This is a genomic window from Aureimonas sp. AU22, from assembly GCF_001463745.1.
GTDB lineage: Bacteria > Pseudomonadota > Alphaproteobacteria > Rhizobiales > Rhizobiaceae > Aureimonas.
Genome location: NZ_BBWJ01000053.1, coordinates 17,270 through 41,268, shown reverse-complemented (window position 1 = coordinate 41,268; position 23,999 = coordinate 17,270). Strand labels below are relative to the sequence as shown.

The window sequence follows — 23,999 nt, the reverse complement described above, 5'->3', positions numbered from 1 at the left end:
TTCAGGGCCGCGTCACCCGCCGAAGCGTGAGGTTGATGCGGCCCTCCCCTTTCAGGAGCGTCGAGGTTCCCGGATAGATCCGGTCCACGCCGTGGAAGACGAGCCGGCTCGCCCCTCCGAGCACGAGGACGTCGCCGGACGACAAGCGCAGCGAGCGCGTCGGCCCGCCTCGCGTCGTTCCCCCGAAGCGAAACAGCGCCTCGTCGCCGAGCGAGACGGACAGGACGGGCGCGGCGAGATCGTCCTCGTCCTTGTCCTGATGCAGCCCCATGCGCGCGGTGGGCTCGTAGAAGTTGACAAGGCAGGCCTCGGGCGCGTGCGGGTGGTCCGCAAGCTCGCGCCAGAGGTCGAGAAGCATCGCCGGGATCGCCGGCCAGGGGCGGCCGGTCTCGGGGTGGAAGGGCTGGTAGCGGTAGCCCGCCTTGTCCGCCACCCAGCCGAGCGATCCGCAATTGGTCATCCGCACGGAAAACGGCCTGCCCGTTCCCGGCATCGCGGGCCGGTAGAGCGGAGCCTCTGCCGTCGCCGCACGGATCTCGGCCAGAAGCGCGCCCTGCGCGGCCGCGTCGAGCCGCCCGGGGTGGTGGCGGAGCCCGGGCGGCAGCGCGCCCGGCGGGCTCACGAGAGGTAGCCGAGCTGGGCGGCCAGCGCCACCGCATGGGTGCGGTTGGACGCGTCGAGCTTGCGCGTCGCCGAGGTGAGGTACTGCGAGATCGTGTGCTCGGAGAGCTTCAGGATCGTGCCGATCTCGGAGGAGGTCTTGCCCAGCATGGCGAGCTTCAGGCAGTCGCGCTCGCGGCCCGTCAGCGGATTGTTGCGCCGGTTCTCCTCGTAGCGGCACGCCGCCAGGACGCCGAAGGCGGCGAAGGCGAGGAGCTGCAGCCCGTCCGCCTCCGCCTCGTCGACCGCGGCGCGGGACCCCGCCACGGCGAGGACGCCGGTGGAGCCCGAAATGCCGTGCACCGGGCAGTAGGCGCCCGACAGGCACCCGTGGGCGGCCAGGAACCGGCCCTGCGGCGACGAGCCCGCCGGATCGTCCGGATCGAACCCGTAGACGAATTCCGCATCCCAGACGAAGGGCAGCGAACCGCCGATCAGCGCCCGCACCGCGGGCGAGAAGCGATGGAGGCCGAGGCGCTCGAAACCGCTTCGGAACTCGTCCTCCCAGTTCGACAGGATCGGTCGCATCTCCGCGCCCGCCTCGTCCGTCGAGGGGATCGTCATCAGGGCGAACCGGTCGAAGCCCGCGGCATCGGCGATCTCGCCGACCGCCCGGCGAAGCGCCGCTTCCGTCCAGGGCCGCTCCAGGCGACCCGTCAGGCTGACCTGCGGACGGTTCATGCGCCGGACGCGGCCGACACCGACGACAGGAGCGTTGGGGGAACGGTCATGGCGATCCTTTCCAAGGACGTGGCGCGGGCGGCCGGGTCAGGATGGCGATTCGCGACGCGGCGAACCTGCGTTCTCTATCCTACCGCGAAGCGGCCTCGAAACGACCCCCATCCCGCCTTGTTTTTCCGAGCCGGGCGCTGGACCGCAAACCGGCCCCCTCTGGCGGGAGGCGTCGCGCATTCCCATGTCCGGGCGGCGCCAAGCCCGCGGCATCCGGCCGGGGGCCGCATATCTCGAGACTTTTCACGTCCATGACCGACTTTTCCCCTCGCGAGATCGTGTCCGAACTGGACCGCCACATCATCGGCCAGAAGGACGCCAAGCGCGCCGTGGCCGTCGCCCTGCGCAACCGCTGGCGTCGCCAGCAGCTCGACGGGTCGCTCCGCGAGGAGGTGAGCCCGAAGAACATCCTGATGATCGGGCCGACGGGCGTCGGCAAGACCGAGATCTCGCGCCGCCTCGCCAAGCTCGCCGGTGCGCCCTTCATCAAGGTCGAGGCCACCAAGTTCACCGAGGTCGGCTATGTCGGGCGCGACGTCGAGCAGATCATCCGCGACCTCGTGGAGATCGGCATCGGCCTGACGCGCGAGAAGCGCCGCGAGGAGGTGCGCGCCAAGGCCCATGCCGGCGCCGAGGACCGCGTGCTCGACGCCCTCGTCGGCAAGACCGCCTCGCCGGCGACGCGCGACAGTTTCCGCAAGCGCCTGCGCGCCGGCGAACTCGACGACAAGGAGATCGACGTCGAGGTGGCCGACACGTCCAACCCGATGGGCGGCATGGACATTCCCGGCATGCCGGGCGCCAATATCGGCGTCCTCAATCTCTCGGAAATGTTCGGCAAGGCCATGGGCGGGCGCACCAAGTCGCGCCGCACCACGGTGAAGGAGTCCTACGCGCTCCTCATCAACGAGGAGTCCGACAAGCTCCTCGACACCGAGGCGCTGGTGGCGGACGCGATCAAGGCGGTCGAGAACAACGGCATCGTCTTCCTCGACGAGATCGACAAGGTCGCCAACAACGGCGAGGCGCGGGGCGGCGCGGGCGTCAGCCGCGAGGGCGTCCAGCGCGACCTCCTGCCGCTGGTGGAAGGCACGACGGTCGCCACCAAGCACGGGCCGGTGAAGACCGATCACATCCTCTTCATCGCGAGCGGCGCCTTCCACGTGTCGAAGCCCTCCGACCTCCTGCCGGAGCTGCAAGGGCGCCTGCCGATCCGCGTCGAGCTGCGCGCGCTCGACCGCGACGACTTCCGCCGCATCCTGACGGAGACGGAGGCCTCGCTGCTGAAGCAGTACGTGGCGCTCCTGAAGACCGAGAACGTCGATCTCGAGATCACCGACGACGCGGTCGACGCGATCGCCGACGTCGCGGTCGCGCTCAACGGCTCGGTCGAGAACATCGGCGCCCGCCGCCTCCAGACGGTGATGGAGCGGGTGCTCGACGACATCTCCTTCGAGGCGCCGGACCGCGGCGGGCAGAGCTACAAGGTGGACGGCGACTACGTGCGCCGCGTCCTCGACGGCATCGCCGGCAACACGGACCTGTCGCGCTACATCCTCTGATCGAGGCGCTAAGGCCGGGCGCGATCGCCGCCCGGCCCCGTCCTTCCTCCGACCCTCAACCCTCGCGGGCCTTGCGCGCCATCTCGTTGAGCTGCGCGAGCGCGGCGTCGAACCGGTTCTCGCGCTCGGCGTAGCGCAGCGGGCGAACGCGCTCGACGAGGATTTCCGGCGGCGTCGGCGCTTGCGCGAACAGCGCCATCACCTCGTCGATGAAATCGGCCAGCGGCATGTAGCCCGGCCGGTTTTCCTGTCCCGGCGTCAGCGCCGTCTGGACGCCCGGAGGCGCGAGTTCGATGACCTCCACCTTGCCCTTGAGGGCCTCGCGCAGGCTCACCGTGTAGGAATGGATCGCGGCCTTCGTCGCGTTGTAGGTGGGGGTCGCCACCAGCGGCACGAAGGCGAGACCCGACGTGACGTTGACGATCGCGGCGCCCGGCTGTGCCGACAGATGCTCGATGAAGGCATCGGTCAGGCGGATCGGCCCGAGAAGGTTGGTGGTGATCGTCGCCTCGGCGTCGCCGAGGTCGCGCGCAGCGGTGACGTCCTCGAAGCGCATGATCCCGGCATTGTTGACGAGGACGTTGATCGTCGGATGCCGGGCGAGAACGTTGCTGGCGAAGCGCCGGACGTCGTCCGCGCTTTCGACGTCGAGGACATGGCCCTCGATGCCCGGGTGCTCGGCCGCGATCGCATCCAGGTGCTCGCGCCGCCGTCCGGCGACGATCACCTTGTTGCCGGCCGCATGCCAGCGCAGCGCGAGTTCGCGCCCGATGCCGCCCGTTCCACCTGAGATGAGAATGGTGTTGCCGCTCGTCTTCATGGGGGTCGACCCTTTGTTTTCCCTCGGGAGCCCGGCATATGGGCCGCCATGCTTTCCGTTGGGAAGAAGGCACCGGGAAGAATGATACGCACCCGAAGGAGAGCGTCGGCATGACGGCATCGCCATCAAACGTCTCCGCAGCCTGCGAGGCCCCCTCGCCCGTCGTCGATCCGCGCGTCGAGGCCCTCGTCAACGACCTGATCGGCGCGGTCGCCGACAAATGGACGCTTCTGATCCTGGAAGAGCTCGACGCGGCCGGAACGCTTCGCTTCACCGAGCTGTCGCGGCGCATCGGCACGATCAGCCAGAAGATGCTGACGCAGACCCTTCGGGCGATGGAGCGCAACGGGCTGGTGTCTCGCACCGTCCATCCCGTGGTGCCGCCCCACGTGGACTACCGCCTGACCCCGCTCGGCCTCAGCCTCGGGGCGGCCTTCTGCGGGGTCTGGCTCTGGGCGGAAGAGAACCTCGAGACCGTGGACGCCGCGCGCACGCGCTTCGACGCACGCTGAACGAAAAAGGGCGCCGGTCTGCCGACCGACGCCCTTTTCAATCGAAGACCGGGCGGACCCCGCTCAGTCGACCTGGCGCACGGCGCCGCGGGCGGCGCTGGTGGTCATCGAGGCGTAGGCGCGCAGCGCCGTCGTGATCTTGCGCTTGCGCACCTCGGTCGGCTTGAAGGCCTGCGCCCCGCGCTCGGCCATCTCGCCGCGGCGGCGCGCGATCTCGGCATCGTCCACCGCCAGATGGATCGAGCGGTTCGGAATGTCGATCTCGATCGGGTCGCCCTCGTGCACCAGCGCGATCAGACCGCCTTCGGCCGCCTCCGGCGAGACGTGGCCGATCGAGAGGCCTGAGGAGCCGCCGGAGAAGCGCCCGTCGGTGACGAGGGCGCAGGCCTTTCCGAGGCCCTTCGACTTCAGGTAGCTCGTCGGATAGAGCATTTCCTGCATGCCGGGGCCGCCGCGCGGGCCCTCGTAGCGGATCAGCACCACGTCGCCCGGATGCACCTCGCCCGAGAGGATCGCCTTCACGGAGGCGTCCTGGCTCTCGAAGACGCGCGCCTTCCCCGAGAACCGGAGGATGCTCTCGTCGACGCCCGCGGTCTTCACGATGCAGCCGTCTTCGGCGAGGTTGCCGAAGAGCACCGCGAGCCCGCCGTCTTGGCTGAAGGCGTGTTCGCGGTCGCGGATGACGCCGCCCGCGCGGTCGGTGTCGAGTTCCTTCCAGCGGGCGTTCTGGCTGAAGGCGACCTGGGTGGGCACGCCGCCGGGCGCCGCGCTGAAGAGCTTGAGCGCCCTCGGGTCCTTGCTGGTCGCAATGTCCCATTTGGCGATCGCTTCGCGCATCGTCGCGGTGTGAACGGTCGGCACGTCGAGGTTGAGAAGGCCGGCCCGGCCGAGTTCGCCGAGGATCGCCATGATGCCGCCGGCGCGGTGGACGTCCTCCATATGGACGTCGGCTTTGGCCGGCGCGACCTTGGACAGGCACGGCACCCGGCGCGACATGCGGTCGATGTCGGCCATGGTGAAGTCGACCTCGGCCTCGTGCGCGGCCGCGAGAATATGCAGAACGGTGTTGGTGGAACCGCCCATGGCGATATCGAGCGCCATGGCGTTCTCGAACGCGGCCTTCGTGGCGATGGTGCGCGGCAGGGCCGTCTCGTCCTCACCCTCGTAGTAGCGCTTGGCGAGCGAGACGATGCGCTGCCCGGCCTCGAGGAACAGGTCCTCGCGGTCGGCATGGGTGGCGAGCGTCGAGCCGTTGCCGGGCAGCGACAGGCCGAGGGCTTCGGTCAGGCAGTTCATCGAATTGGCGGTGAACATCCCCGAGCACGATCCGCAGGTCGGGCAGGCCGAACGCTCGATCACCTGCACGTCTTCGTCCGACATCCGGTCGTCGGCGGCCGCCACCATGGCGTCGACGAGGTCGAGCGCATGGATCTTGCCGTCGCTGAGCTTGACCTTGCCGGCCTCCATCGGGCCGCCCGAGACGAAGACGACGGGAATGTTGAGGCGCAGCGCCGCCATCAGCATGCCGGGCGTGATCTTGTCGCAGTTGGAGATGCAGACCATGGCGTCGGCGCAGTGCGCGTTGACCATGTACTCCACCGAGTCCGCGATGATCTCGCGGCTCGGCAGCGAATAGAGCATGCCGTCGTGGCCCATCGCGATGCCGTCGTCGACCGCGATCGTGTTGAACTCCTTGGCGACGCCGCCGGCCGCCTCGATCTCACGCGCCACGAGCTGGCCGAGATCCTTGAGGTGGACGTGGCCGGGCACGAACTGGGTGAAGGAGTTGACGACGGCGATGATCGGCTTGCCGAAATCCTCGTCCTTCATGCCGGTCGCGCGCCACAGGCCGCGGGCTCCGGCCATGTTGCGGCCATGCGTGGTGGTGCGGGAACGGTAATGGGGCATCGGGAAACCTGCCGATCTCTTGAGGCGTACCCGCCATTACACCTGTTTGCGGCGGAGACCAACAGGGGACGGGTCAACAAAGGCGATAATCGTTCCAGCGAAGCCGAAACGATCGCCGCGTCAATATGATGGCGAGAGGCGGGACACGCCGGCGACGGGGGCGCGGGTCAGGCGGCGCGGCGCGTGACGACGCTCGCGTCCACCTCGAAGGCGCGCAGCCAGGCACCGCCGGGACCGGCCTCCAGAAGGCTCCCCGACGGCATGGCGACCCAGGCCGCGGGATCGGCGCCGCAGGGCTCCGAAGCGATCATCACGCCGCCGGCGTCGTAGCGCGAATAGAGGGAGGGCGGCTGGCCGTCGCTCGCCCAGCGGAAGGCGAAGAGGCGCTCGCCGTCTGAATGCACGGCGGCAAAGCGCGTCGGCTCGGCGCCGGGGCCTTTCAGGGCCTCGATCGCCCGGAGCGTCCGGGCGAAGGCGCCGGCCGGGTCCTCCTCCAGCCCGTGCGCCAGAGCGGCCAGGAACAGGGCCTCGCTGTCGCAGGTGCCGGTGCGGGCGGCATAGGCGGCGTCGGGGATCATGCCCTCGACCTGCCGGCGCACCCGCGTATAGTCGCCGATCTGGCCGTTGTGCATGAAGAGGCGCGAGCCCAACGCGAACGGATGGCAGTTGGCGGTGGAGACGCCCCCCGAGGTCGCCGCGCGCACATGCGCCAGAAACAGTCCCGAGCGGATCTGCCGGCAGAGCGAGGCGAGGTTGGCGTCCGACCAGGCGGGAAGGACGCCGCGATAGAGGCCGGGTTCCGGCCGCTCGCCGTACCAGCCGAGGCCGCAGCCGTCGCCGTTGACCACCGTTCGCGCTTCGCGCGCCGCCAGGGACTGCGAGACCAGCGAGCCCTCCGGACGGATCAGGAGGTCTTCGAGGAAGAGCGGCGTTCCGAGATAGGCGAGAAGGCGGCACATGGTGGCGGTCCTGCAGGCGTTCGGCCGGTGGGGGTCGAAGCTCCGACGTTTACGCCACCATGCGTTCGCGAAGCTGGTCTCCGGCCGTCCGTGCGAAGCGCGCGGCAGCGGCGGCGTGGATCGCGGTGGAATCGAAGCCCGCCACAGGCAGGGCGTCCGGGTCGAGCGACAGGACGATCTCGGTGCAGCCGAGGATCACCGCGTCCGCGCCGGCCGCCACGCCGCGCTCGACGATGGCCATGAGCTCGCGCCGGGAAGCCTCGAGCACGCGGCCGGCACAGAGCTCCTCGAAGATCACGCGGTGCACGGTCTCGCGGTCGGCGGCGTTCGGCACGACGGGACGCAAGCCCGCCGCCTGCTCCAGCCGGTCGGCGTAGAAGCCGTGCTCCATCGTGTAGCGGGTGGCCAGGAGCAGCGGACGTTTTGCACCCGCCGTCCGCAGGGCCGCGCCCGTCTCGGCGATGATGTCGATCAAGGGGATCGACACTGCGCCGGCCACCTCGGCGGAGACGAGATGCATCGTGTTGGTGCAGATGAGGACGCAGTCGGCGCCCGCCCGCTCCAGGCGCCGGGCGCTGTCGGCGAGCTTGGCTGCGGCCAGATCCCAGCGGCCGGCCTTCTGCAGCGCGACGACTTGCGAGAAGTTCAGCGAATGAAGGAGGATGTCGGCCGAATCCAGGGGACCGCCGGCCTTGCGCACCGCCTCGTTGAGCAGGCGGTAGTAGACGGCGGTGGATTCCCAGCTCATGCCCCCGATCAGCCCGATCCGCTTCATTCCGTTCTCCCGTGCGCTCCAGTTCGATGACGCAGAGCCTAGCGCGCAACCCGCGCAAACGACACGCATAGTTCGGCCCACGCTGAACGATAAACGCTTCTGGCATGCATGATGACGATCTTTCACGCGTATCCATTGCGCGAGGAATACAAACGGCGCATTCTGTCTTCATGCTCGACGACCGCGACCGCCTTCTCCTCGATCTTCTCCAGGACGACGCCGACCGCCCGGTGCAGGAACTCGCCGAACGCGCGTCCCTGTCCGCGTCCGCCTGTTCGCGCCGCATCCAGCGCCTGCGCGACGAGGGCTATCTCAAGCGCCGCGTGGCGCTGGTGGACCGCAAGCGGATCAACCTGCCGACCACGGTCTTCGTGATCGTGAAGACCTCGCGCCATTCGGGCACCTGGCTGGACGAGTTCCGAGCGGCGCTCGCGGCGATCCCGGAGATCGTGGAGGTGCACAGGCTGACCGGCAATTTCGACTACATCCTCAAGGTCGTACTGCCCGACGTCGAGCACTACGACACGATCTACAAGCGGCTCGTCTCGCGCGTCGAACTGTTCGACGTATCCGCCTATATCTCGATGGAGACGGTGAAATCGGACGTGGCGCTGCCCACCCGATACGCCTGATCGCCAAGGGCTCGATGTTTCACGTGAAGCACGGCATCGCCGCTGCCGTGCGCATTTCGCGACCGGGACAGTTGTGATTCTTTGGTCGCACAAGCGGCGTTCCCTGCGCATCTCGGCAGAAAAGGCTTCCCGCGCCCGGCCATGATGGGCTAGCGGAACGCTTGGCATCGTCCCGTAGAGCCGGTCATGATCCGTATCGCAAGCCTCCTCGTCCTCGCCTGCCTCGCCGTTCAGCCGGCGGTGGCGCAGACACGCGTGCCGCCCGGCAACCGCCATGCCGAGCAGCCGGACATTCCCGGCGGCTCGCGCTCGCGCACGAAGGCGACCCGCTCCTCGTTCGAGGCGAAGTACGAGAAGATCCACGCGCTCCTCGCCGACAACACCGCGCTTCAGGACAAGATCCGCAAGGCGGCGCGCGCCTACGGCATCCGGCCGATCCACATCGCGGGGGCCTTGGTCGGCGAGCACACCTACAATGTCGACGCGATGGACCGGCTGCAGACCTACTACGTCAAGGCGGCATCCTACCTCACGTCCGGCGTCGATTTCCGCTATCGCGGGCAAGCGGTGGCCGACTTCGTCGCCCGGCCGGAGTTCGCCGCCTGCACCGATGCGCGCGGCGACGCGCGGCTCTGGGCCTGCCGCGAGGCGGTGTTCGACAAACGGTTCCGCGGCCGGACGGTGGACGGGACGACCTATCCCGACAACCGCTTCGGCGTGGTGTTCTTCCAGCCCTTCTATGCCGGGCAGACCTTCGGCCTTGGCCAGCTCAACCCGCTGACGGCGCTCTCGGTCTCCGACATAGTGCACCGGGTCTCGGGCTATCGGAAGCTCGACATGCGCGACGCCGGCGAGGTCTATGCCGCGATCATGGACCCCGATCAGACGCTCGCCTACATGGCCGCCGTGATCCGCACCTCGATCGATGCCTATCGCGACATCGCGGGCTTCGACATCTCCCCCAACCCGGGCGTCGTGGCGACGCTCTACAACGTCGGCGACCCGTTTGGCCGTGCGCAGACGCTCGCCGCCGCCAACCGGACGGGGGCCGGCCGCCTGCCGGAGGAGAATTACTACGGCTGGCTGGTGAACGAGAAGATCGACGACCTCGAGGCGATCTTCCCCTGACGGTCAGGGGCGCCGGCGCCGGGCGCGCTCCGTGGATTCCGCCCGGGCCGCAGCTTCCTGCAACAGTGTGTCCAGCGCGGCGATGTCGGCCGCGGCCAGAAGCGGCAGGGTCTCGGCGAGACGATTGGCGAAGGCCGTCGCCTCGGGGCTCAAGGCTCCGGTTTCGAGGACCACCTTGGGATGGGACAGCTCGGCCAGGCGCTCCAGCTCTTCGGCGTCGTCCCAGATCACGTTGAGATAGCCGATGATGCGCTGGAGCATCGACCAGGTCGGGCGGCCGCGCTTGCCGTGCTCCAGCGCCGAGAGATAGGCCGCCGAGACGCCGAGCGCCTGCGCCATCTGCCCTTGCGTGATGCCGCGCTCGGCGCGCAGCGTGCGCACCCGGAGCCCGAACGGCGTCATCGCCTGCGCATCCGCACGTAGAACGCACCCTCGCCGCCATGGCCGCGCTCGGCCTGGTCGTAGCCCGACACGAGGGTGCGGAAGTCGGGGGTCGAGAACCAGTGCGGCAGCGCGCGCTTGAGGCTCCCCGTCGAGCCGAACGAGGCGCCCCGCCCGGTTATCACGAGGACATGGCGCAGGCCCCGCGCCTTGGCGGAGCGCAGGAAGTGCAGAAGCGCGCCGTGCGCGACGGCCTCCGTCCAGCCGTGGAGGTCGATCCGGTCCTCCAGCTCGATCCGGCCCTTGCCGATCTTGCGCCGCACCGGCCGGTCGATGGGCTGAAGGGCGGGCGCCGCAGGGGCGGCGCGCGGGCGGACCGTGGCCGGAAAGGCTGCCGCGAGGCCGCCGACCTTCGGCGGTTCGGCTTTGGCGGGCGCCGGCGGGGCTTCGGGCTCCGGCGGAAGCTCCGGCGTCGCCTTTCCCGCAAGCGGCACGGCGGAACGCGCGACGCTCGCCCAGAGGCGGCGCTCCTCGCCCGACAGGTCGCGCCGGCGCCTCACCGCCGGACATCCTTCGGCAGCAGCGCGAGGAAGCGCGCCTCGTGGCGGATCGCCCCGGCGATGCGGCCCGCTTCCTCGCCGGAACCGACGAAGATGTCGCCGCGCGCGGAGCCGAGGATCGCCGATCCCGTGTCCTGCGCGATCAGCAACCGCCCGAACGGCGCGCCGGCGATGACGAGGCTCGGCGCGTCCACGAAGACCGGCATGCCGTAGGCATGGAGGCTCGCATCCACGGCGAGCGAGCCGAGCGGCGTCAGCGGGACGCCGGCCCCGCCGATCGGCCCGGCGCCCGGCTCCACCGCGACCTCGCGGAAGAAGATGAAGGAGCGGTTCTGCGGCAGAAGCGCTTGCGTGCGATCCGGATGCGCCGCCAGCCAGCGGCGGATGCCGTCCATGTCCGCCCCCTCGAGCGGCAGTTCCCCACCTTGCACAAGGACGCGGCCGATCGCGGTGAAGCGATGGCCGTTCTTGGCGGCATAGCCGACGCGCATCGTCTCGCCGTCCGGCAGGCGGAGCCGGGCCGAGCCCTGGACATGGACGAAGAAGGCGTCGACGGGGCTTTCGAGGTAGGCGATTTCCAGCCCCCGTCCCGCAAGGTGCCCCGCCTCGATCGCCGCCCGGTCGGGATAGGCGACGGGGCGTCCCGCCGGTCCCGCCATGGCAAAGCGCGCACCACCCTCCAGCCCCTCGACGCTCTCGCCCTCCTCCACCGAAACGAGGTCGTCCGGCCGGCCGTAGAGGGGAACGCGGAAGCGGGCCGTGGGCGTGCGCGAGGCCGGAAGCTCGGGCTCGTAGTAGCCGGTGACGAAGCCGGGCGCCGGGGTGCCGCCTTCGAGGATCGCGGCGGGACGGAAGAAGTGCTCGAAGAAGGCGCGCGCCTCGTGCGCCGTCGGCTCGCCCGCATCGTCCAGCGCCGCACGGGCTGCCACGGCGAAATCGGAGGGCGACAAGCCGGAGGGCGACGGCGGCACGGCGGAGCCGACGATCGCCGGCGCGGAGCGGCGGAACGCGAAAAGGGCCGGCCGGTGATCGGCGCGGCCCCAGGCGGGCAGGTCGGCGAAGCGGAGCGGCGCGAAGCTCAAACCTTCCTTCGACGCCGGAGATTCAGCGGTGGGCGCGGACATGGATCTCGGCCTGGAGGTCAGTCCTCGGACTCGGTTTCCACCAGGCGCCAGTTCGGATCGCGCGAGCGCGTGTCGCGGGCGAAGGTCCAGACGTCGATCACCTCGACCACGGTCTCGGGATCGCCGTCCGCCACGGTGCCGTCGGCCTTCAGCGTCGCGGAAATGAGCTGCGAGACGATGCGCACCGTCACCAGCGCCTCGCGATCCTTCAGCTCGGCACCGGTGACCGTCGCCTCGTTGATGCCGACGAACGAGGACTGCAGCCGCTCGCCCCGACGCTCGCGCTCGGTGATGGAGGCATCGAAGCCCTGGTACACCTCGGGCGACAGGAGGTTCTGCAGAAGCTTGCGATCGCCGTCGGCAAAGGCGGTGACGATCATCTCGTAGGCGGTCTTGGCGCCCTCGACGAACGTGTCGACCGCAAAGCTCGGATCGGCATCCCGGATCCGGCGAAGGCCCTCGTTCGCCGGGGTGCCGGGCACCGCGACCTTGTCGATCGCCTCGTAGGGGGAGGCGGCCGTCTCGTCCGGGTTGACGCGGCGCGAGGGCAAGGTGACCACGTTGCCCTGCGCGGGCGCCGGACCGTCGGTCGGGCGGGAATAGGGATCGAACGGCGGACGCTCGCTTCCGGTCCGCCGGCCGAGCACGGAGCGCAGCTGGTACAGGACGATCGCCGCCACCACGATAAAGAAGATCGTCCCGAAGCCCATGAAGATGCCGTGTGTCCCGAAGATCAAGCGATGGTTATGTCCGCATCATATAGAGGCATGACCCCGCGCATTCAAATTCACGCTTCCGCGTCCTATGTTGGGTGCCCGGCGGGATCGTCCCGCTGGACCGGAGACTCGAAGAGTTCGCGAATGCCGCTGATCCTCATCCCCCTCGCGCTTCTGGCGCTGCCGCTCGTCGAGATCGGCGTCTTCATCTGGGTGGGCGGCGAGATCGGCGTGTGGCCGACCCTCGCGCTCGTGATCGCCGCGATCGTGCTCGGCGCGGCGCTTCTGAAGCGCCAGACCCTGTCGACCCTGCGCGCGGCGCAGGCCGAGGCGCGGGCGGGCCGCGTCCCCGAGCGCGAGATCGTGCATGGCGCGATGATTGCGCTGGCCGGTATCCTCCTGATCCTGCCCGGCTTCGTCACCGACGTCTTCGGCCTTCTCCTGTTCCTGCCCCCCGTGCGCGACTTCGTCTGGCACCGCCTTCGCTCGCGGATCGTCGTGGTCGGGCCGACCGGACGCCGCGACGCGCCGTATCGCCGACCGGGCCCCGAGGTGATCGATCTCCAGGGCGGCGACTTCCAGCGCCGCGACGGCGACGGCGCCAGTCCGTGGAAGGCGATCGACGGGCGCGACGACGACCCGGCGGACCGCGGACCGCGCACGCTTCACTGAGCGTCCGGGACCGCCTTGCGCTTGTTTCAAACCCCGACCCCGTGATAGCTGCGGCCGCGAGCCGCGGCTGCTGAAGCCGCCATCTTGGAAGGGGCGCCGCGACGCGCCCGAGGAGCCCCGATGTCCCAGATCGACCAGACCAACGGCGCGAACGGCGCCAACGGTGCGAGCCAGGGGGCCCAGCCCTCGCTCAACATCCTTGCCCAGTACATCAAGGACCTCTCCTTCGAGAGCCCCGGCGCGCCGGGATCGCTGCGCGGCCAGGCGCGCGCGCCGGGCATCAACATCGGCGTCAATGTCGGTGCCAACCCGGTCCAGGGTGCCGAGCACGAATACGACGTGCGCCTGACGCTGAACGCGCGCGCCGGCGAGGGGGCCGACACGCTGTTTCACGTGGAACTCGAATATGGCGGCGTGTTCCGCCTCGAAGGATTCCCGCAGGAGCACATGCTCCCGGTCCTCTTCATCGAGTGCCCGCGCTTGATCTTCCCCTTCGCGCGCCAGATCGTCGCCGACGTCACACGCAACGCCGGCTTCCCGCCGCTGATGATCGACCCGATCGACTTCGCCGCCCTGTTCACCCAGCGCCTCGCCGAGGAACGGGCCAAGGCGCAGGTACAGCCGACGGTCTGACCGTACCCATCCAATGATGAGAAAAGGGCGCCCCGAGGGATCGGCGGCGCCCTTTTCGCGTCAGGCCCGGCGGGCCTGCCAGCGCGGGTAGAGAAGGCCGAGCACGAGGCCCGACATCACGAGGAGCGCCGCGCCGATCTTCCAGAACGGCAAGGGCTCGCCGAGAAGCAGCGTCGAGGCGCCCATGCCGAAGAGCGGCACGAGGAGCGCCATCGGGGTGACGAGCGCCGCCGGATGGCGCGACAGGAGCCAGCCCCAGGCGGCGTAGCCGAACATGGTGTTGCCGACCGTCTGCCAGAGGACGGCGCCCCAGGTGAGAGCGTCGGCGTTCGCAAGCCCTGCCCGGATCGCGTCCCAGCCCTCCAGCGCGAAGCTCAGGGCGAAGAGCGGCGGGGCGGAGAAGACGCTGCCCCAGATCACGAAGGGCAGCATGTCGGTGACGCGGCTTGCCCGCGCCACGATGTTGCCGCTCGCCCAGGACAGGGCGGCGACGACCACGAGGCCGAGGCCGAGCGGCGTCGTCGAGCCGTCCGTGTGGGTCAGGATGACGAGAAGCCCCGCCATCCCCAGGCCCAGCGCCGCCCACTGGTAGGGTCGCACCGTCTCGCCCGACAGGCGCATGGCGAGCGCGATGGTGAAGAAGACCTGGGACTGGATCACCAGCGACGCGATGCCGGGCGAGATCTGCCCGTTCATGGCGATGAACAGGAGGCCGAACTGGCCCGTGCCGATCAGCAGCCCGTAGGCGGCGAGAAGGCGCCAGCGCACACGCGGCCGGGGGAACAGGAGGATGCCGGGCAGCGCGGCGAACAGGAACCGCAGGGCGGCGAAGAGAAGCGGCGGCAGATGCTGCAGCCCCTCGTGGATCACCACGAAATTGGTGCCCCAGACGGCCACCACCGCAAGGCCGAGGAGGAAATGGCGAAGCGGGAGAAGGGGCGCGTCCATGCCCGGGCTTCTAGAAGCTCGGACGCCCCTTGAACAGGTGAGTCGGTGTCAGTTTTCGAAACCCTCGACCCGCTGCCAAAGCGCCGCATCTCCGAGCCCTGCCACGAAGGCGCGATGCGCCTCGACTTCGGCGGCGGTCAGGCGCGAGGGCAGCGGCACGGGGCGCGGCGGCAAGGCCCGGGCACCGCCCTCGCCCCCTTCGCCGGTGCGCGCCTCGTCCTCGGTCACCAGCTTGAGCGCCGACTGCCGGCCGCCGATCAGTTCGATATAGACCTGCGCGAGGAGCTCGGAATCGACCAGCGCCCCGTGCTTGTCGCGCTTCGAGGTGTCGATCGAGAAGCGCGAGCAGAGCGCGTCGAGGGTCGCCGGCGCCATCGGGAACTTGCGCCGCGCCATGGTCAGCGTGTCGATCAGGCGCTCGGTCGGGATCGGCGGACGCTCCAGGCGTGCGAGTTCCGCGTTGATGAAGCGCATGTCGAACGTGCCGTTGTGCGCAACGAGGCGGGCGTCGTCGAAGAAGGCGAGGACATCGTCCACGACTTCGGCGAAGACCGGCTTGTCCCGCAGGAAGTCGTCGGAGATGCCGTGGATGTCGAAGGCGCCGGGATCGACCTTGCGTCCCTGCGGTCGGATGAAGCAGTGGAACTCGCGCCCCGTCGGGATGTGGTTCCAGAGTTCGATGCCGCCGATCTCGATGACGCGGTCTTCCGCGAAGTCGAGACCGGTGGTTTCCGTATCGAAGACGATCTCGCGCATGGCCGTTCCCCTACATCTTCCCTTCCATGTCGGACAGGCGGCCGGACGACGCAAGCCTCAAGTCTCCGGACGATCCTCCCCGAGGTCCGCGACGATGGCGGCGACGGCCCGGCGCGCGGCATCTAGTCCTTCGCCGGTGTAGATCACGTAATCGGCGCGCGCGCGTTTCTCCGCATCCGGCATCTGGCTGGCGAGGATCCCGGCGAACTTCGCCTCCGTCATGCCCGGCCGCGCGAGGACGCGGGCGCGTTGCACCTCCGGCGGCGCGGTGACCACGAGGACCGTGTCCACCCGGGCCTCGCCGCCGGTCTCGAAGAGAAGCGGAATGTCGAGGACGGCGAGCGCAGCGCCGTCGGCCCGCGCGGCATCGAGGAACGCCGTCTCCTCCGCGCGCACCAGCGGGTGGACGATCGCCTCGAGGTCGGCGAGCGCTGCGGGCTGGCCGAGCACGCGCGAGCCGAGCGCGGCGCGATCCACCACGCCGTCCCGCACCGTGCCGGGAAACCGCGCTTCCACGAGCGGCGCGGCGCGGCCGGCATAGAGACGATGGACCGCGGCGTCGGCGGAATGGACCGGCACGCCGAGCGCCTCGAACATCGCGGCCGTGGTCGACTTGCCCATGCCGATGGAGCCGGTAAGGCCGAGGATCTTCACGATCCGCCCGCGATGTCGCGGATCACCGCCGCGCGCAACGCCTCGCCGACGGCGGGTCGCCGGCCGAACCAGCGCTCGAAGCCGGGCACCGCCTGATGGAGCAGCATGCCGAGCCCGTCGGCTGTGCGCAGCCCGCGCGCGGCCGCCGCCGCCAGAAGCGGCGTTTCCAGCGGCACATAGACGATGTCGGTGACGAGCGCGCCCTCCGGCAGCGCCTCGATCGCACGCACGTCGGCCGGCGCCAGCCCGTCCGGATCGGCCGGCCGGGTGTTGACGACGAGATCGAAGCGGGGAGCGAGCGCCTCGAATTCGCCCTCCCCGCCGGCCTCCGCACCGAACGCATCCGCCAGCCGCTCGGCCCGCTCGCGCGTCCGGTTGAGGATCGTGACATCAGCGACGCCGGCCGCCTTGAGCGCATGCACCACGGCGCGCGCCGCGCCGCCGGCTCCCAGCACCACCGCCGTTTCGGCCTCGCGCCAGCCGCTCAAGCGCTCGTCGAGATTGGCGGAAAACCCGTAGGCGTCGGTGTTGCTTCCCGTCAGCGCATCGCCCTCGAACCACAGCGTGTTCACCGCCCCGATCGCCTCGGCCGCCGCGTCGCGCCGCGCGCAGGCCGCAAAGGCCGCTTCCTTGTGAGGAATGGTGACGTTGCCGCCGACGAAGCCGTCCGCCCGCAGGCCGCCCAGAAAGCGCGCGAAGGCGTCCGGCGGCACCGCGATCTTCTCGTAGGAGCCGGCGAGCCCCAGCTCGCGCAGCCAGGTGCCGTGGATCAGCGGCGAGCGGGAATGGCTGATCGGCCAGCCGGTGACGAAAGCCTTCGGAGCGTCAGTCATCCAGCGCGCCCCGGGCTCGCAGCTCCGCGATCAGGGGCAGCATCGGCAGGCCGATGACGGTGAAGAGGTCGCCCTCGATCCGCTCCATCAGCTGCAAGCCCCGCCCTTCGACCTGATAGGCGCCGACGCTGGTCAGCACCGCGTCGCCGGCCGCCGCGAGATAGCGGCCGATCTCCGCCGGCGTGAGGGTGCGGAAGGTGATGGAGGCGCGCGAGACATGACGCCAGACCGCCTCCCCGTCCCGCGCCAGCACCACGGCGCTATCGAGATGATGGGTCCGGCCCGACAGCTTCAGGAGCGTGCGGCGCGCGGCTTCCATGTCGGCCGGCTTGTGCAGGATCTCGTCGTCCACCGACAGGACCTGGTCCGCGCCGATCACCAGCATGCCCGGCCGGCGCTCGGAGACATCGACCGCCTTGGCCTCCGCCAGCACGAGCGCGACCTCGTCCGGCGTCGCGCCCGTCTCCTTCAGCGGCGCCTCCACCAGACGCTCGTCGAGGGTCGAGGGATCGCTCTGCGCATCGATGCCGGCCGCGGCGAGCAGCGCCTGACGGTGACGGCTTCCCGAGGCGAGGACCAGTCCTCCCATCGCGATCATCCTTTCCCGCGCCTTGCCGCGCGTCCTTAAATCTTTGTTCAAGTTCGCATTGTCTATTAGAGCCAGCGAAAGGCGGGAAGCCCCGGCATCGGGCGGACTCGATTCTCGGGAGCAGCGCAAGCGGATGCGAGCGCCACCCCCGTGATTCCGGCGCCCTTGTGGGAATCAGGGGACGGGCGGGGCCCGGCGCCTCCAAGCGATTTCTGCCCTTTTGAAAACTCCGCCGTCATCCACAGTTCATGGAAGCGACCGGCCTGTGGCCCGGCGTTTGTGAATTGCGGGGACGCGAACCCGCCCCTTCCCGACACGATCCCGCCCAAATGATTGACGCCGCTGCCGCTTTTTGGCCGCACGGGTGAACGCCGTTTCGCCCGTCGTTTTGCGCCGCCGCGGACGGGTTCTGTGAATTCCCATGATCCACCGACTCATAGAATCAGAATCTTAGATTCATGGATTTCTTTTCTAAGAGGGGCGGACGGGAAAACCCTCAGCGTCTATCTGATCGATCACCGGCGCCTTCCGCACGCCGGCTTCGAAAAGGACTGGACGCGAGGCTGGACGCCGGGCATCCCTCCCCCACGGCCCTCCGGCCGCGAAAGGTGTTCCATGCACGAGCGTAAGCTGATGCGCGTCCTCGCCGGCGAGACCGTGTATCCGCCTCCCATCTGGCTGATGCGCCAGGCCGGCCGCTATCTTCCCGAATATCGCGAGACCCGCGCGCGCGCCGGCGGCTTCCTCGACCTCTGCTACAATCCCGATCTCGCCACCGAGGTCACGCTGCAGCCGATCCGCCGCTTCGGCTTCGACGCCTCGATCCTGTTCTCCGACATCCTCGTGATCCCCGACGCGCTCCGCCGCAACGTGCGCTTCGTGCAAGGCGAAGGGCCGCAGATGGATCCGATCGCCCCGCACGAGATCGCGAACCTCGACCCCGGCAATGCGGAGACCCACCTCGCGCCCGTGATCGCCACCGTCGCCCGCCTGCGCGCCGAACTGCCTGATGAGACCACCCTCATCGGCTTCTGCGGCGCGCCCTGGACGGTGGCCACCTACATGATCGCCGGCCACGGCACGCCCGACCAGGCCCCTGCCCGCCGGTTCGGCTACCAGCACCCGGAGGCGATGGACGAACTCCTCGCCCTCCTCGCCGAGATGAGCGCGGACTACCTCGTCCGCCAGCTCCAGGCCGGTGCCGACTGCGTCCAGATCTTCGATTCCTGGGCCGGCGTCCTCGACGAGCTGAGCTTCGAGCGCTTCTCGATCGGGCCGACCCGCCGCATCGTCGAGCGCGTGCGCGCGAGCGTGCCGGGTGCCCGCATCATCGGCTTCCCGAAGGGCGCCGGTCCCCTCCTGCCCGCCTACCGCGCCGGGACCGGCGTCGACGCCGTCGGCCTCGACTGGTCCGTCCCCTTCCGCTTCGCCGCCGAACTCCAGAAGACCGGGCCCGTCCAGGGCAATCTCGACCCCTTGCGCCTCATCGCCGGCGGCCGGGCCCTCGACGAGGGTATCGACGCCATCCTCCAGCACCTCGGCGGCGGCCCGCTGGTCTTCAACCTCGGCCACGGCATCACTCCGGACGCGCCGATCGCCCATGTCGAGCACCTGATCGAACGGGTGCGGCGGGGGTGAAAGGCGGGGCTGCCGCCCCGATCCCCGCTCGGGGCCTGACGTCCCCGAACCCCTGCTTCGTTTTGAGACCTTTCCGAAGTTCAGGAGGGCCAGCGGCCCCCTGAACTTCGGACACAACGCAACAAGCGAGGGGTCCAGGGGACATCATGTCTCCTGGCGGGGTCTGGGGCAGCGCCCCGGTCTTCACCCCCGCCGCTTCCGTTTGGAGCGGTTCTCGACTAGGCAGGGGGGCGATCGTCCGGAGGATGCCATGACCGTTCAGCCGAAGCCTGCCCAGAAGGACCGTTCGCTGCTCTATTCGCTGGCCGGCGGCGCGGTGCTGGCGGTGGTCTTGTTCGGTCTCGTGCCGTTGGAGGCTCAGCTCTGGGTGAAGAGCCTGCACATCCTGGCGGTGATCTCCTGGATGGCGGGGATGCTCTACCTGCCGCGGCTGTTCGTCTACCACACCGAGGCGGGGGTGGGCTCGCGCGAGGCCGAGACCTTCAAGGTGATGGAGCGGCGCCTGATGCGCGGCATCATCAACCCCGCGATGATCGTGACCTGGGTGGCGGGCCTGTGGCTGGCGATCGAGGTCTTCGCGTTCCGGGGCGGCTGGCTGCATGCCAAGCTCCTGTTCGTGGTGCTCCTGTCGGGCGTGCACGGGTATCTTTCGGCGTCGCGCAAGCGGCTGGAGCGCGACGAGATCACCAAGACGAGCCGGCACTGGCGCGTGGTGAACGAGGTGCCGGCGCTGCTTCTCGTGGTGATCGTGATCCTGGTGGTCGTGAAGCCCTTCTGACCGCGGCTTGCCTTTGGCGCCGGCGGGGCGATCTTACGCGGATCGTTTCTCGCCGGAGCCGAGTTCTTGTCGCAAGCCGCATCGCCAGCCCGTCCCGTCTGCCTCGTCGTCATGGGTCCGTCGGGCACCGGCAAGACGACCACGGCCAAGGGACTGGCCGCGCGCCTGGGCTGGACGTTCGCGGAAGCCGACGAGTTTCACCCCAAGCGCAACATCGACAAGATGTCGGCCGGCATTCCCCTGGGCGACGAGGACCGAGCGCCCTGGCTTGCCGCGATCCGCGACTGGATCTCGTCGAAGGCGGAGGCGGGAGAGTCCACGGTGATCACCTGCTCGGCGCTGAAGCGGCGCTATCGCGACGTACTGCGCGGGGCGGATGCGCGGGTGCGCTTCGTGGAGCTGACGGCCGACGAGGCGGTGATCCGGCAGCGGATGGAGAAGCGGAAGGGGCATTACATGCCGCCCTCCCTCCTCGCCTCGCAATTTGCCGATTTCGAGCCCCTGGGTGCCGACGAGGACGGGGTGCGCGTCTCGGTCGAAGAGGCGCCGGAAGCCGTCCAGGACGACGCCCTGCGCCAGCTCGGCCTAGCGGCGGGCACGATCCGCGGCGGCAGCTGACGCCGCGTGGCCTCCCCCGCTTGCGAAAGTGCTTCCGGCCCACTATAGACTGATCGCGTATCCCGCCTCCGGCGCGACGCGGCCATGCCTGCCGTCCCGCCCCTTCAGCCGAACATCCACCATCATCGTTCCGGCCTGACCGTTTTCCCCGTCTGTTTTACGCCCCCGTGCCGCGTGACTGCCAAAGTCCGGATGGGGTTGGAGCCTTTCCCATGTCCGAGATCAAACTCCAGGACCTAAAGAACAAGAACGCCGCCGAGCTCGTCGCCTTCGCGGAGGAGAACGAGGTCGAGAACGCCTCCGTCCTGCGCAAGCAGGAACTCCTCTTCGCCATCCTGAAGCGCCTGGCCGCGCAGGACATCGAGATTATCGGCGAGGGCGTGGTCGAGGTGCTGCAGGACGGCTTCGGCTTCCTGCGAAGCCCCGAGGCCAACTATCTGCCCGGCCCCGACGACATCTACATCTCGCCCTCCCAGCTGCGCCGCTTCTCCCTGAAGACCGGCGACACGGTGGAGGGCACGATCCGCGGTCCGAAGGACGGCGAGCGCTACTTCGCGCTGATGAAGGTCAACACGATCAACTTCGACGACCCGGAGCGGATCAAGCACAAGAGCCACTTCGACAACCTGACGCCGCTCTACCCGAACGAGCGGTTCAAGATGGAATTCACCGACGCGACCAAGAAGGACCTGTCGGCCCGCGTGATCGACCTGGTCGCCCCGCTCGGCAAGGGCCAGCGCGCGCTGATCGTCGCGCCGCCCCGCACCGGCAAGACGGTGCTCCTCCAGAACATCGCCCACTCGATCACCGCCAACCATCCCGAGTGCTACCTCATCGTCCTCTTGATCGACGAGCGGCCGGAGGAAGTCACCGACATGCAGCGCTCGGTGAAGGGCGAGGTCGTCTCCTCTACCTTCGACGAGCCGGCGACGCGCCACGTGCAGGTGGCCGAGATGGTGATCGAGAAGGCCAAGCGCCTGGTCGAGCACGGCCGCGACGTCGTGATCCTCCTCGACTCCATCACCCGCCTCGGGCGCGCCTACAACACGGTGGTCCCGTCCTCGGGCAAGGTGCTCACCGGCGGCGTCGACGCCAACGCCCTGCAGCGGCCCAAGCGCTTCTTCGGCGCGGCGCGCAACATCGAGGAAGGCGGCTCGCTCACCATCATCGCGACGGCCCTCATCGACACCGGTTCGCGCATGGACGAGGTGATCTTCGAGGAGTTCAAGGGCACCGGCAATTCCGAGCTCGTGCTCGACCGCAAGGTCGCCGACAAGCGCATCTTCCCGGCCATGGACATCCTCAAGTCCGGCACGCGCAAGGAGGACCTTCTCGTGCCGCGCCAGGACCTGCAGAAGATCTTCGTCCTGCGCCGCATCCTCGCCCCCATGGGCACGACGGACGCGATCGAGTTCCTCAACGACAAGCTCAAGCAGACGAAGTCGAATGCCGACTTCTTCGACTCGATGAACACGTAAGGGCGATCGCTCCCGACGCGTATTCCAAGGGCCGCCGTGGCGACACGGCGGCCTTTTTCGTGGGCGGCGCGGCGCCGATGCGCTAGAGGCTGGGGCCAGTCCCGTCGATGGAGCCCTTCATGTCCGACCGTCCTTCCCGACCCGATGCCGTGCGCCGCGTCGAGATCGCGGCGCTCGCCAAGAGCCTTCCGATCCGCGTGGTGGAGACCCGGACAATCGCCCGCACGGCGGAAGAAGCGGCGGCGGCGGTGTCGGTCGCGGTCGGACAGATCGTGAAAAGCCTCGTCTTCAGAGGCCGGGAAACCGGGACCGCCTACCTTCTCCTCGTATCGGGCGCCAACCGGGTGGACGAGACAGCGGCGGGAGCCGTGATCGGCGAGGCCCTGGGGCGGGCGGATGCAGACTTCGTGCGGGACGCCACGGGCTTTGCGATCGGCGGCGTCGCGCCGCTCGGCGCCCCGGCGCCGCTGCGCACCTTCATGGACCGCGACCTCCTCCAGTTCCCCTTCGTCTGGGCGGCGGCGGGCACGCCCTTCCACGTCTTCGAGACGGTGCCGGACGCCTTGCGCATCGCCTGCGATGCCGAGGTGATCGCGGTCCGGTGAGCACCGACGAGACGATCGCGGCGCTCTCCTCGGGCGCCCTCCCCGCCGGCATCGCGGTGCTGCGCGTCAGCGGACCGGCGGCGCGGCTGGCTATGGAGACCCTCGCCGGTGGCGTACCCGAGGCGCGCCGAGCCAGCCTGCGCACCTTCCGGACCGCCGATGGCCAGGCGATCGACCGCGGGCTCCTCCTGTTCTTTCCGGCGCCCCATTCCGTCTCCGGCGAGGATCTCGCCGAGTTCCACATCCACGGCGGCAGGGCGGTTGCGGCCGCCATGCTCCAGGCCCTCACGACGCTTCCTGCGATCCGGCTGGCGGGGCCGGGCGAATTCACCCGCCGCGCCTTCGAGAACGGCCGGATCGATCTCACCGAGGCCGAGGGGCTCGCCGATCTCCTGGCTGCCGAGACGGAGGGCCAGCGGGCCCAGGCGCTCGCGCAGGCCGAGGGCGGCCTGCGGGTCGTCGCCGACGGCTGGATGCGTCGCCTGCTTCGCGCCCGCGCCCTGATCGAAGCCGCGTTCGACTTCTCCGACGAGGGCGACGTCGACGACGACGTGGCCGCGAGCGTCTCCGGCGAGGTCGCCGCGCTCGCCGCGGAGATGCGGGCGAGCCTGTCGGCCGCGCGGCGCGGCGAGATCTGGCGCGACGGGTTTCACGTCGTGATCGCCGGGGCGCCGAACGCCGGCAAGTCCAGCCTCCTCAACGCGCTGGCCGAACGCGAGGTCGCGATCGTCTCGCCGATCCCCGGCACGACGCGTGATGTCGTCGAGACCCGACTCGACCTCGGCGGCATTCCCGTGCGCCTTTCCGACACCGCGGGCCTTCGCGCCTTGGACGACGTGGTGGAGGCGATCGGCATCGAACGGGCGCGCAAGGCCCTCACCGAGGCCGATCTCGTGCTGCATCTCGTCGCGCCGGGCGACGAGCCGGATGCGGTGGAGGCTGCGGCGCCCGTCCTGCGCCTGCGCACGAAGGCCGATCTCGGCCCAGAAGGTTTGCCGGCAAAGTTTGATCTCGCCGTGTCGACGAGGACCGGCGAAGGTCTTGCGGCCCTCGTCGATCGGATCCTCGCGGCCGCAAGCGGGGCAGCGGGCGATCCGGCGCTCGTGGTTCCGGCGCGCCTGCGTCATCGCGAGATCATCACAGGGACGCTTGCCTTTCTCGACGGCTACGACCCCGTATCCCAGCCGCCCGAGGTCGCAGCGGAAACGCTGCGCCTTGCCGCCGATCGCCTCGGTGCGCTCACGGGACGCACCGGCGTCGAGGACCTTCTCGGCGTCATCTTCGGCGAGTTCTGCATCGGCAAGTGAAGCGTGTCGCGCGCGACGCGT

Annotated in this window: 27 protein-coding genes; 12 read left to right on the top strand and 15 right to left on the bottom strand. The window is 69.5% G+C overall.

Going from position 1 to position 23,999, the window contains the following annotated elements; translation table 11 throughout:
* Window position 1: 1 nt before the first annotated feature.
* Both AUL34_RS19955 and AUL34_RS19950 read right to left on the bottom strand, forming a co-directional pair.
* On the bottom strand, window positions 2-622 hold the full coding sequence (locus AUL34_RS19955) for an alpha-ketoglutarate-dependent dioxygenase AlkB (RefSeq protein WP_061937903.1): 621 nt from the start codon (window positions 620-622) through the stop codon (window positions 2-4).
* Entirely contained in the window at window positions 619-1,341 is a 723-nt protein-coding gene (locus AUL34_RS19950; RefSeq protein ID WP_061937900.1) for a LuxR family transcriptional regulator, read from the bottom strand. The genes AUL34_RS19955 and AUL34_RS19950 overlap by 4 nt, the downstream gene beginning before the upstream one ends.
* A gap of 302 nt (window positions 1,342-1,643) precedes the next feature.
* Here AUL34_RS19950 and hslU point away from each other — a divergent pair, with 302 nt between their 5' ends.
* Complete coding sequence (hslU, locus tag AUL34_RS19945; protein WP_061937897.1) at window positions 1,644-2,954, top strand: ATP-dependent protease ATPase subunit HslU; 1,311 nt, start codon at window positions 1,644-1,646, stop codon at window positions 2,952-2,954.
* 55 nt (window positions 2,955-3,009) lie between these two features.
* Here the strand turns inward: hslU and AUL34_RS19940 are convergent, their stop codons facing one another.
* Window positions 3,010-3,774 (bottom strand): SDR family oxidoreductase, encoded by a 765-nt coding sequence (locus tag AUL34_RS19940; RefSeq protein ID WP_061937896.1) that lies wholly within the window; start codon window positions 3,772-3,774, stop codon window positions 3,010-3,012.
* A gap of 110 nt (window positions 3,775-3,884) precedes the next feature.
* On the opposite strand from AUL34_RS19940, the gene AUL34_RS19935 reads away from it, so the two are divergent.
* Entirely contained in the window at window positions 3,885-4,286 is a 402-nt protein-coding gene (locus AUL34_RS19935) for a helix-turn-helix domain-containing protein (protein ID WP_061937955.1), read from the top strand.
* A gap of 63 nt (window positions 4,287-4,349) precedes the next feature.
* Here AUL34_RS19935 and ilvD read toward each other — a convergent pair whose 3' ends face one another.
* The 3 genes from ilvD to AUL34_RS19920 all read right to left on the bottom strand — a co-directional run bounded on the left by ilvD (window position 4,350) and on the right by AUL34_RS19920 (window position 7,928).
* On the bottom strand, window positions 4,350-6,194 hold the full coding sequence (gene ilvD, locus AUL34_RS19930) for a dihydroxy-acid dehydratase (RefSeq protein WP_061937895.1): 1,845 nt from the start codon (window positions 6,192-6,194) through the stop codon (window positions 4,350-4,352).
* A 167-nt stretch (window positions 6,195-6,361) separates the two neighbouring features.
* A complete protein-coding gene (locus tag AUL34_RS19925; protein WP_061937894.1) occupies window positions 6,362-7,153 on the bottom strand; it encodes a class II glutamine amidotransferase in 792 nt (263 codons plus the stop codon).
* 49 nt (window positions 7,154-7,202) lie between these two features.
* The gene (locus AUL34_RS19920; RefSeq protein WP_061937893.1) at window positions 7,203-7,928 is read right to left on the bottom strand and encodes an aspartate/glutamate racemase family protein; all 726 of its coding nucleotides are present in this window, start codon (window positions 7,926-7,928) and stop codon (window positions 7,203-7,205) included.
* Between the two features lie 170 nt (window positions 7,929-8,098).
* Between AUL34_RS19920 and AUL34_RS19915 the strand changes: the two genes are divergently transcribed.
* Window positions 8,099-8,560, top strand: a complete 462-nt coding sequence (locus AUL34_RS19915) for an Lrp/AsnC family transcriptional regulator (protein WP_061937892.1) — start codon at window positions 8,099-8,101, stop codon at window positions 8,558-8,560.
* A gap of 186 nt (window positions 8,561-8,746) precedes the next feature.
* The gene (locus tag AUL34_RS19910) at window positions 8,747-9,688 is read left to right on the top strand and encodes a DUF1402 family protein (protein ID WP_061937890.1); all 942 of its coding nucleotides are present in this window, start codon (window positions 8,747-8,749) and stop codon (window positions 9,686-9,688) included.
* A 3-nt stretch (window positions 9,689-9,691) separates the two neighbouring features.
* Here the strand turns inward: AUL34_RS19910 and AUL34_RS19905 are convergent, their stop codons facing one another.
* Genes AUL34_RS19905 through AUL34_RS19890 form a run of 4 tightly spaced genes read right to left on the bottom strand, consistent with a single transcriptional unit; the run spans window position 9,692 to window position 12,463 of the window.
* Entirely contained in the window at window positions 9,692-10,090 is a 399-nt protein-coding gene (locus AUL34_RS19905; RefSeq protein ID WP_061937888.1) for a helix-turn-helix domain-containing protein, read from the bottom strand.
* Window positions 10,087-10,629, bottom strand: a complete 543-nt coding sequence (locus tag AUL34_RS19900) for a Smr/MutS family protein (protein WP_061937886.1) — start codon at window positions 10,627-10,629, stop codon at window positions 10,087-10,089. The genes AUL34_RS19905 and AUL34_RS19900 overlap by 4 nt, the downstream gene beginning before the upstream one ends.
* Entirely contained in the window at window positions 10,626-11,753 is a 1,128-nt protein-coding gene (locus AUL34_RS19895; protein ID WP_082653530.1) for an MltA domain-containing protein, read from the bottom strand. The genes AUL34_RS19900 and AUL34_RS19895 overlap by 4 nt, the downstream gene beginning before the upstream one ends.
* 17 nt (window positions 11,754-11,770) lie before the next feature.
* Window positions 11,771-12,463, bottom strand: a complete 693-nt coding sequence (locus tag AUL34_RS19890) for a Tim44/TimA family putative adaptor protein (RefSeq protein WP_061937952.1) — start codon at window positions 12,461-12,463, stop codon at window positions 11,771-11,773.
* Window positions 12,464-12,613: 150 nt separating this feature from the next.
* Between AUL34_RS19890 and AUL34_RS19885 the strand changes: the two genes are divergently transcribed.
* On the top strand, window positions 12,614-13,141 hold the full coding sequence (locus tag AUL34_RS19885) for an FxsA family protein (protein WP_061937880.1): 528 nt from the start codon (window positions 12,614-12,616) through the stop codon (window positions 13,139-13,141).
* Window positions 13,142-13,261: 120 nt separating this feature from the next.
* Window positions 13,262-13,774, top strand: coding sequence for a protein-export chaperone SecB (gene secB, locus AUL34_RS19880; protein WP_061937877.1), 513 nt, complete (start codon window positions 13,262-13,264; stop codon window positions 13,772-13,774).
* A gap of 60 nt (window positions 13,775-13,834) precedes the next feature.
* Here secB and AUL34_RS19875 read toward each other — a convergent pair whose 3' ends face one another.
* Genes AUL34_RS19875 through AUL34_RS19855 form a run of 5 tightly spaced genes read right to left on the bottom strand, consistent with a single transcriptional unit; the run spans window position 13,835 to window position 17,554 of the window.
* Window positions 13,835-14,722: an EamA family transporter gene (locus AUL34_RS19875; protein ID WP_061937874.1), complete on the bottom strand. Its 888-nt coding sequence runs from the start codon at window positions 14,720-14,722 to the stop codon at window positions 13,835-13,837.
* 48 nt (window positions 14,723-14,770) lie between these two features.
* A complete protein-coding gene (gene dnaQ, locus AUL34_RS19870) occupies window positions 14,771-15,478 on the bottom strand; it encodes a DNA polymerase III subunit epsilon (protein ID WP_061937871.1) in 708 nt (235 codons plus the stop codon).
* Between the two features lie 57 nt (window positions 15,479-15,535).
* Entirely contained in the window at window positions 15,536-16,132 is a 597-nt protein-coding gene (coaE, locus tag AUL34_RS19865) for a dephospho-CoA kinase (RefSeq protein WP_061937868.1), read from the bottom strand.
* A complete protein-coding gene (locus AUL34_RS19860; protein WP_061937864.1) occupies window positions 16,129-16,965 on the bottom strand; it encodes a shikimate dehydrogenase in 837 nt (278 codons plus the stop codon). Before AUL34_RS19860 ends, coaE begins: the two co-directional genes overlap by 4 nt.
* On the bottom strand, window positions 16,958-17,554 hold the full coding sequence (locus AUL34_RS19855) for a Maf-like protein (RefSeq protein WP_061937950.1): 597 nt from the start codon (window positions 17,552-17,554) through the stop codon (window positions 16,958-16,960). Before AUL34_RS19855 ends, AUL34_RS19860 begins: the two co-directional genes overlap by 8 nt.
* Before the next feature lie 615 nt (window positions 17,555-18,169).
* Here AUL34_RS19855 and hemE point away from each other — a divergent pair.
* The 6 genes from hemE (at window position 18,170) to mnmE (ending at window position 23,978) form a co-directional block, all read left to right on the top strand.
* Complete coding sequence (gene hemE, locus AUL34_RS19850; RefSeq protein ID WP_061937861.1) at window positions 18,170-19,192, top strand: uroporphyrinogen decarboxylase; 1,023 nt, start codon at window positions 18,170-18,172, stop codon at window positions 19,190-19,192.
* A gap of 250 nt (window positions 19,193-19,442) precedes the next feature.
* On the top strand, window positions 19,443-19,970 hold the full coding sequence (gene hemJ / locus AUL34_RS19845) for a protoporphyrinogen oxidase HemJ (RefSeq protein ID WP_061937858.1): 528 nt from the start codon (window positions 19,443-19,445) through the stop codon (window positions 19,968-19,970).
* 111 nt (window positions 19,971-20,081) lie between these two features.
* Window positions 20,082-20,588: a gluconokinase gene (locus AUL34_RS19840; RefSeq protein WP_061937947.1), complete on the top strand. Its 507-nt coding sequence runs from the start codon at window positions 20,082-20,084 to the stop codon at window positions 20,586-20,588.
* A 212-nt stretch (window positions 20,589-20,800) separates the two neighbouring features.
* Window positions 20,801-22,066 carry a transcription termination factor Rho gene (gene rho, locus AUL34_RS19835; RefSeq protein ID WP_061937855.1) on the top strand — a complete coding sequence of 422 codons (1,266 nt, stop codon included), beginning with the start codon at window positions 20,801-20,803 and terminating at the stop codon, window positions 22,064-22,066.
* A 119-nt stretch (window positions 22,067-22,185) separates the two neighbouring features.
* On the top strand, window positions 22,186-22,671 hold the full coding sequence (locus AUL34_RS19830) for a YbaK/EbsC family protein (RefSeq protein WP_061937944.1): 486 nt from the start codon (window positions 22,186-22,188) through the stop codon (window positions 22,669-22,671).
* The gene (mnmE, locus tag AUL34_RS19825) at window positions 22,668-23,978 is read left to right on the top strand and encodes a tRNA uridine-5-carboxymethylaminomethyl(34) synthesis GTPase MnmE (protein ID WP_061937852.1); all 1,311 of its coding nucleotides are present in this window, start codon (window positions 22,668-22,670) and stop codon (window positions 23,976-23,978) included. Before AUL34_RS19830 ends, mnmE begins: the two co-directional genes overlap by 4 nt.
* Window positions 23,979-23,999 lie beyond the last annotated feature (21 nt).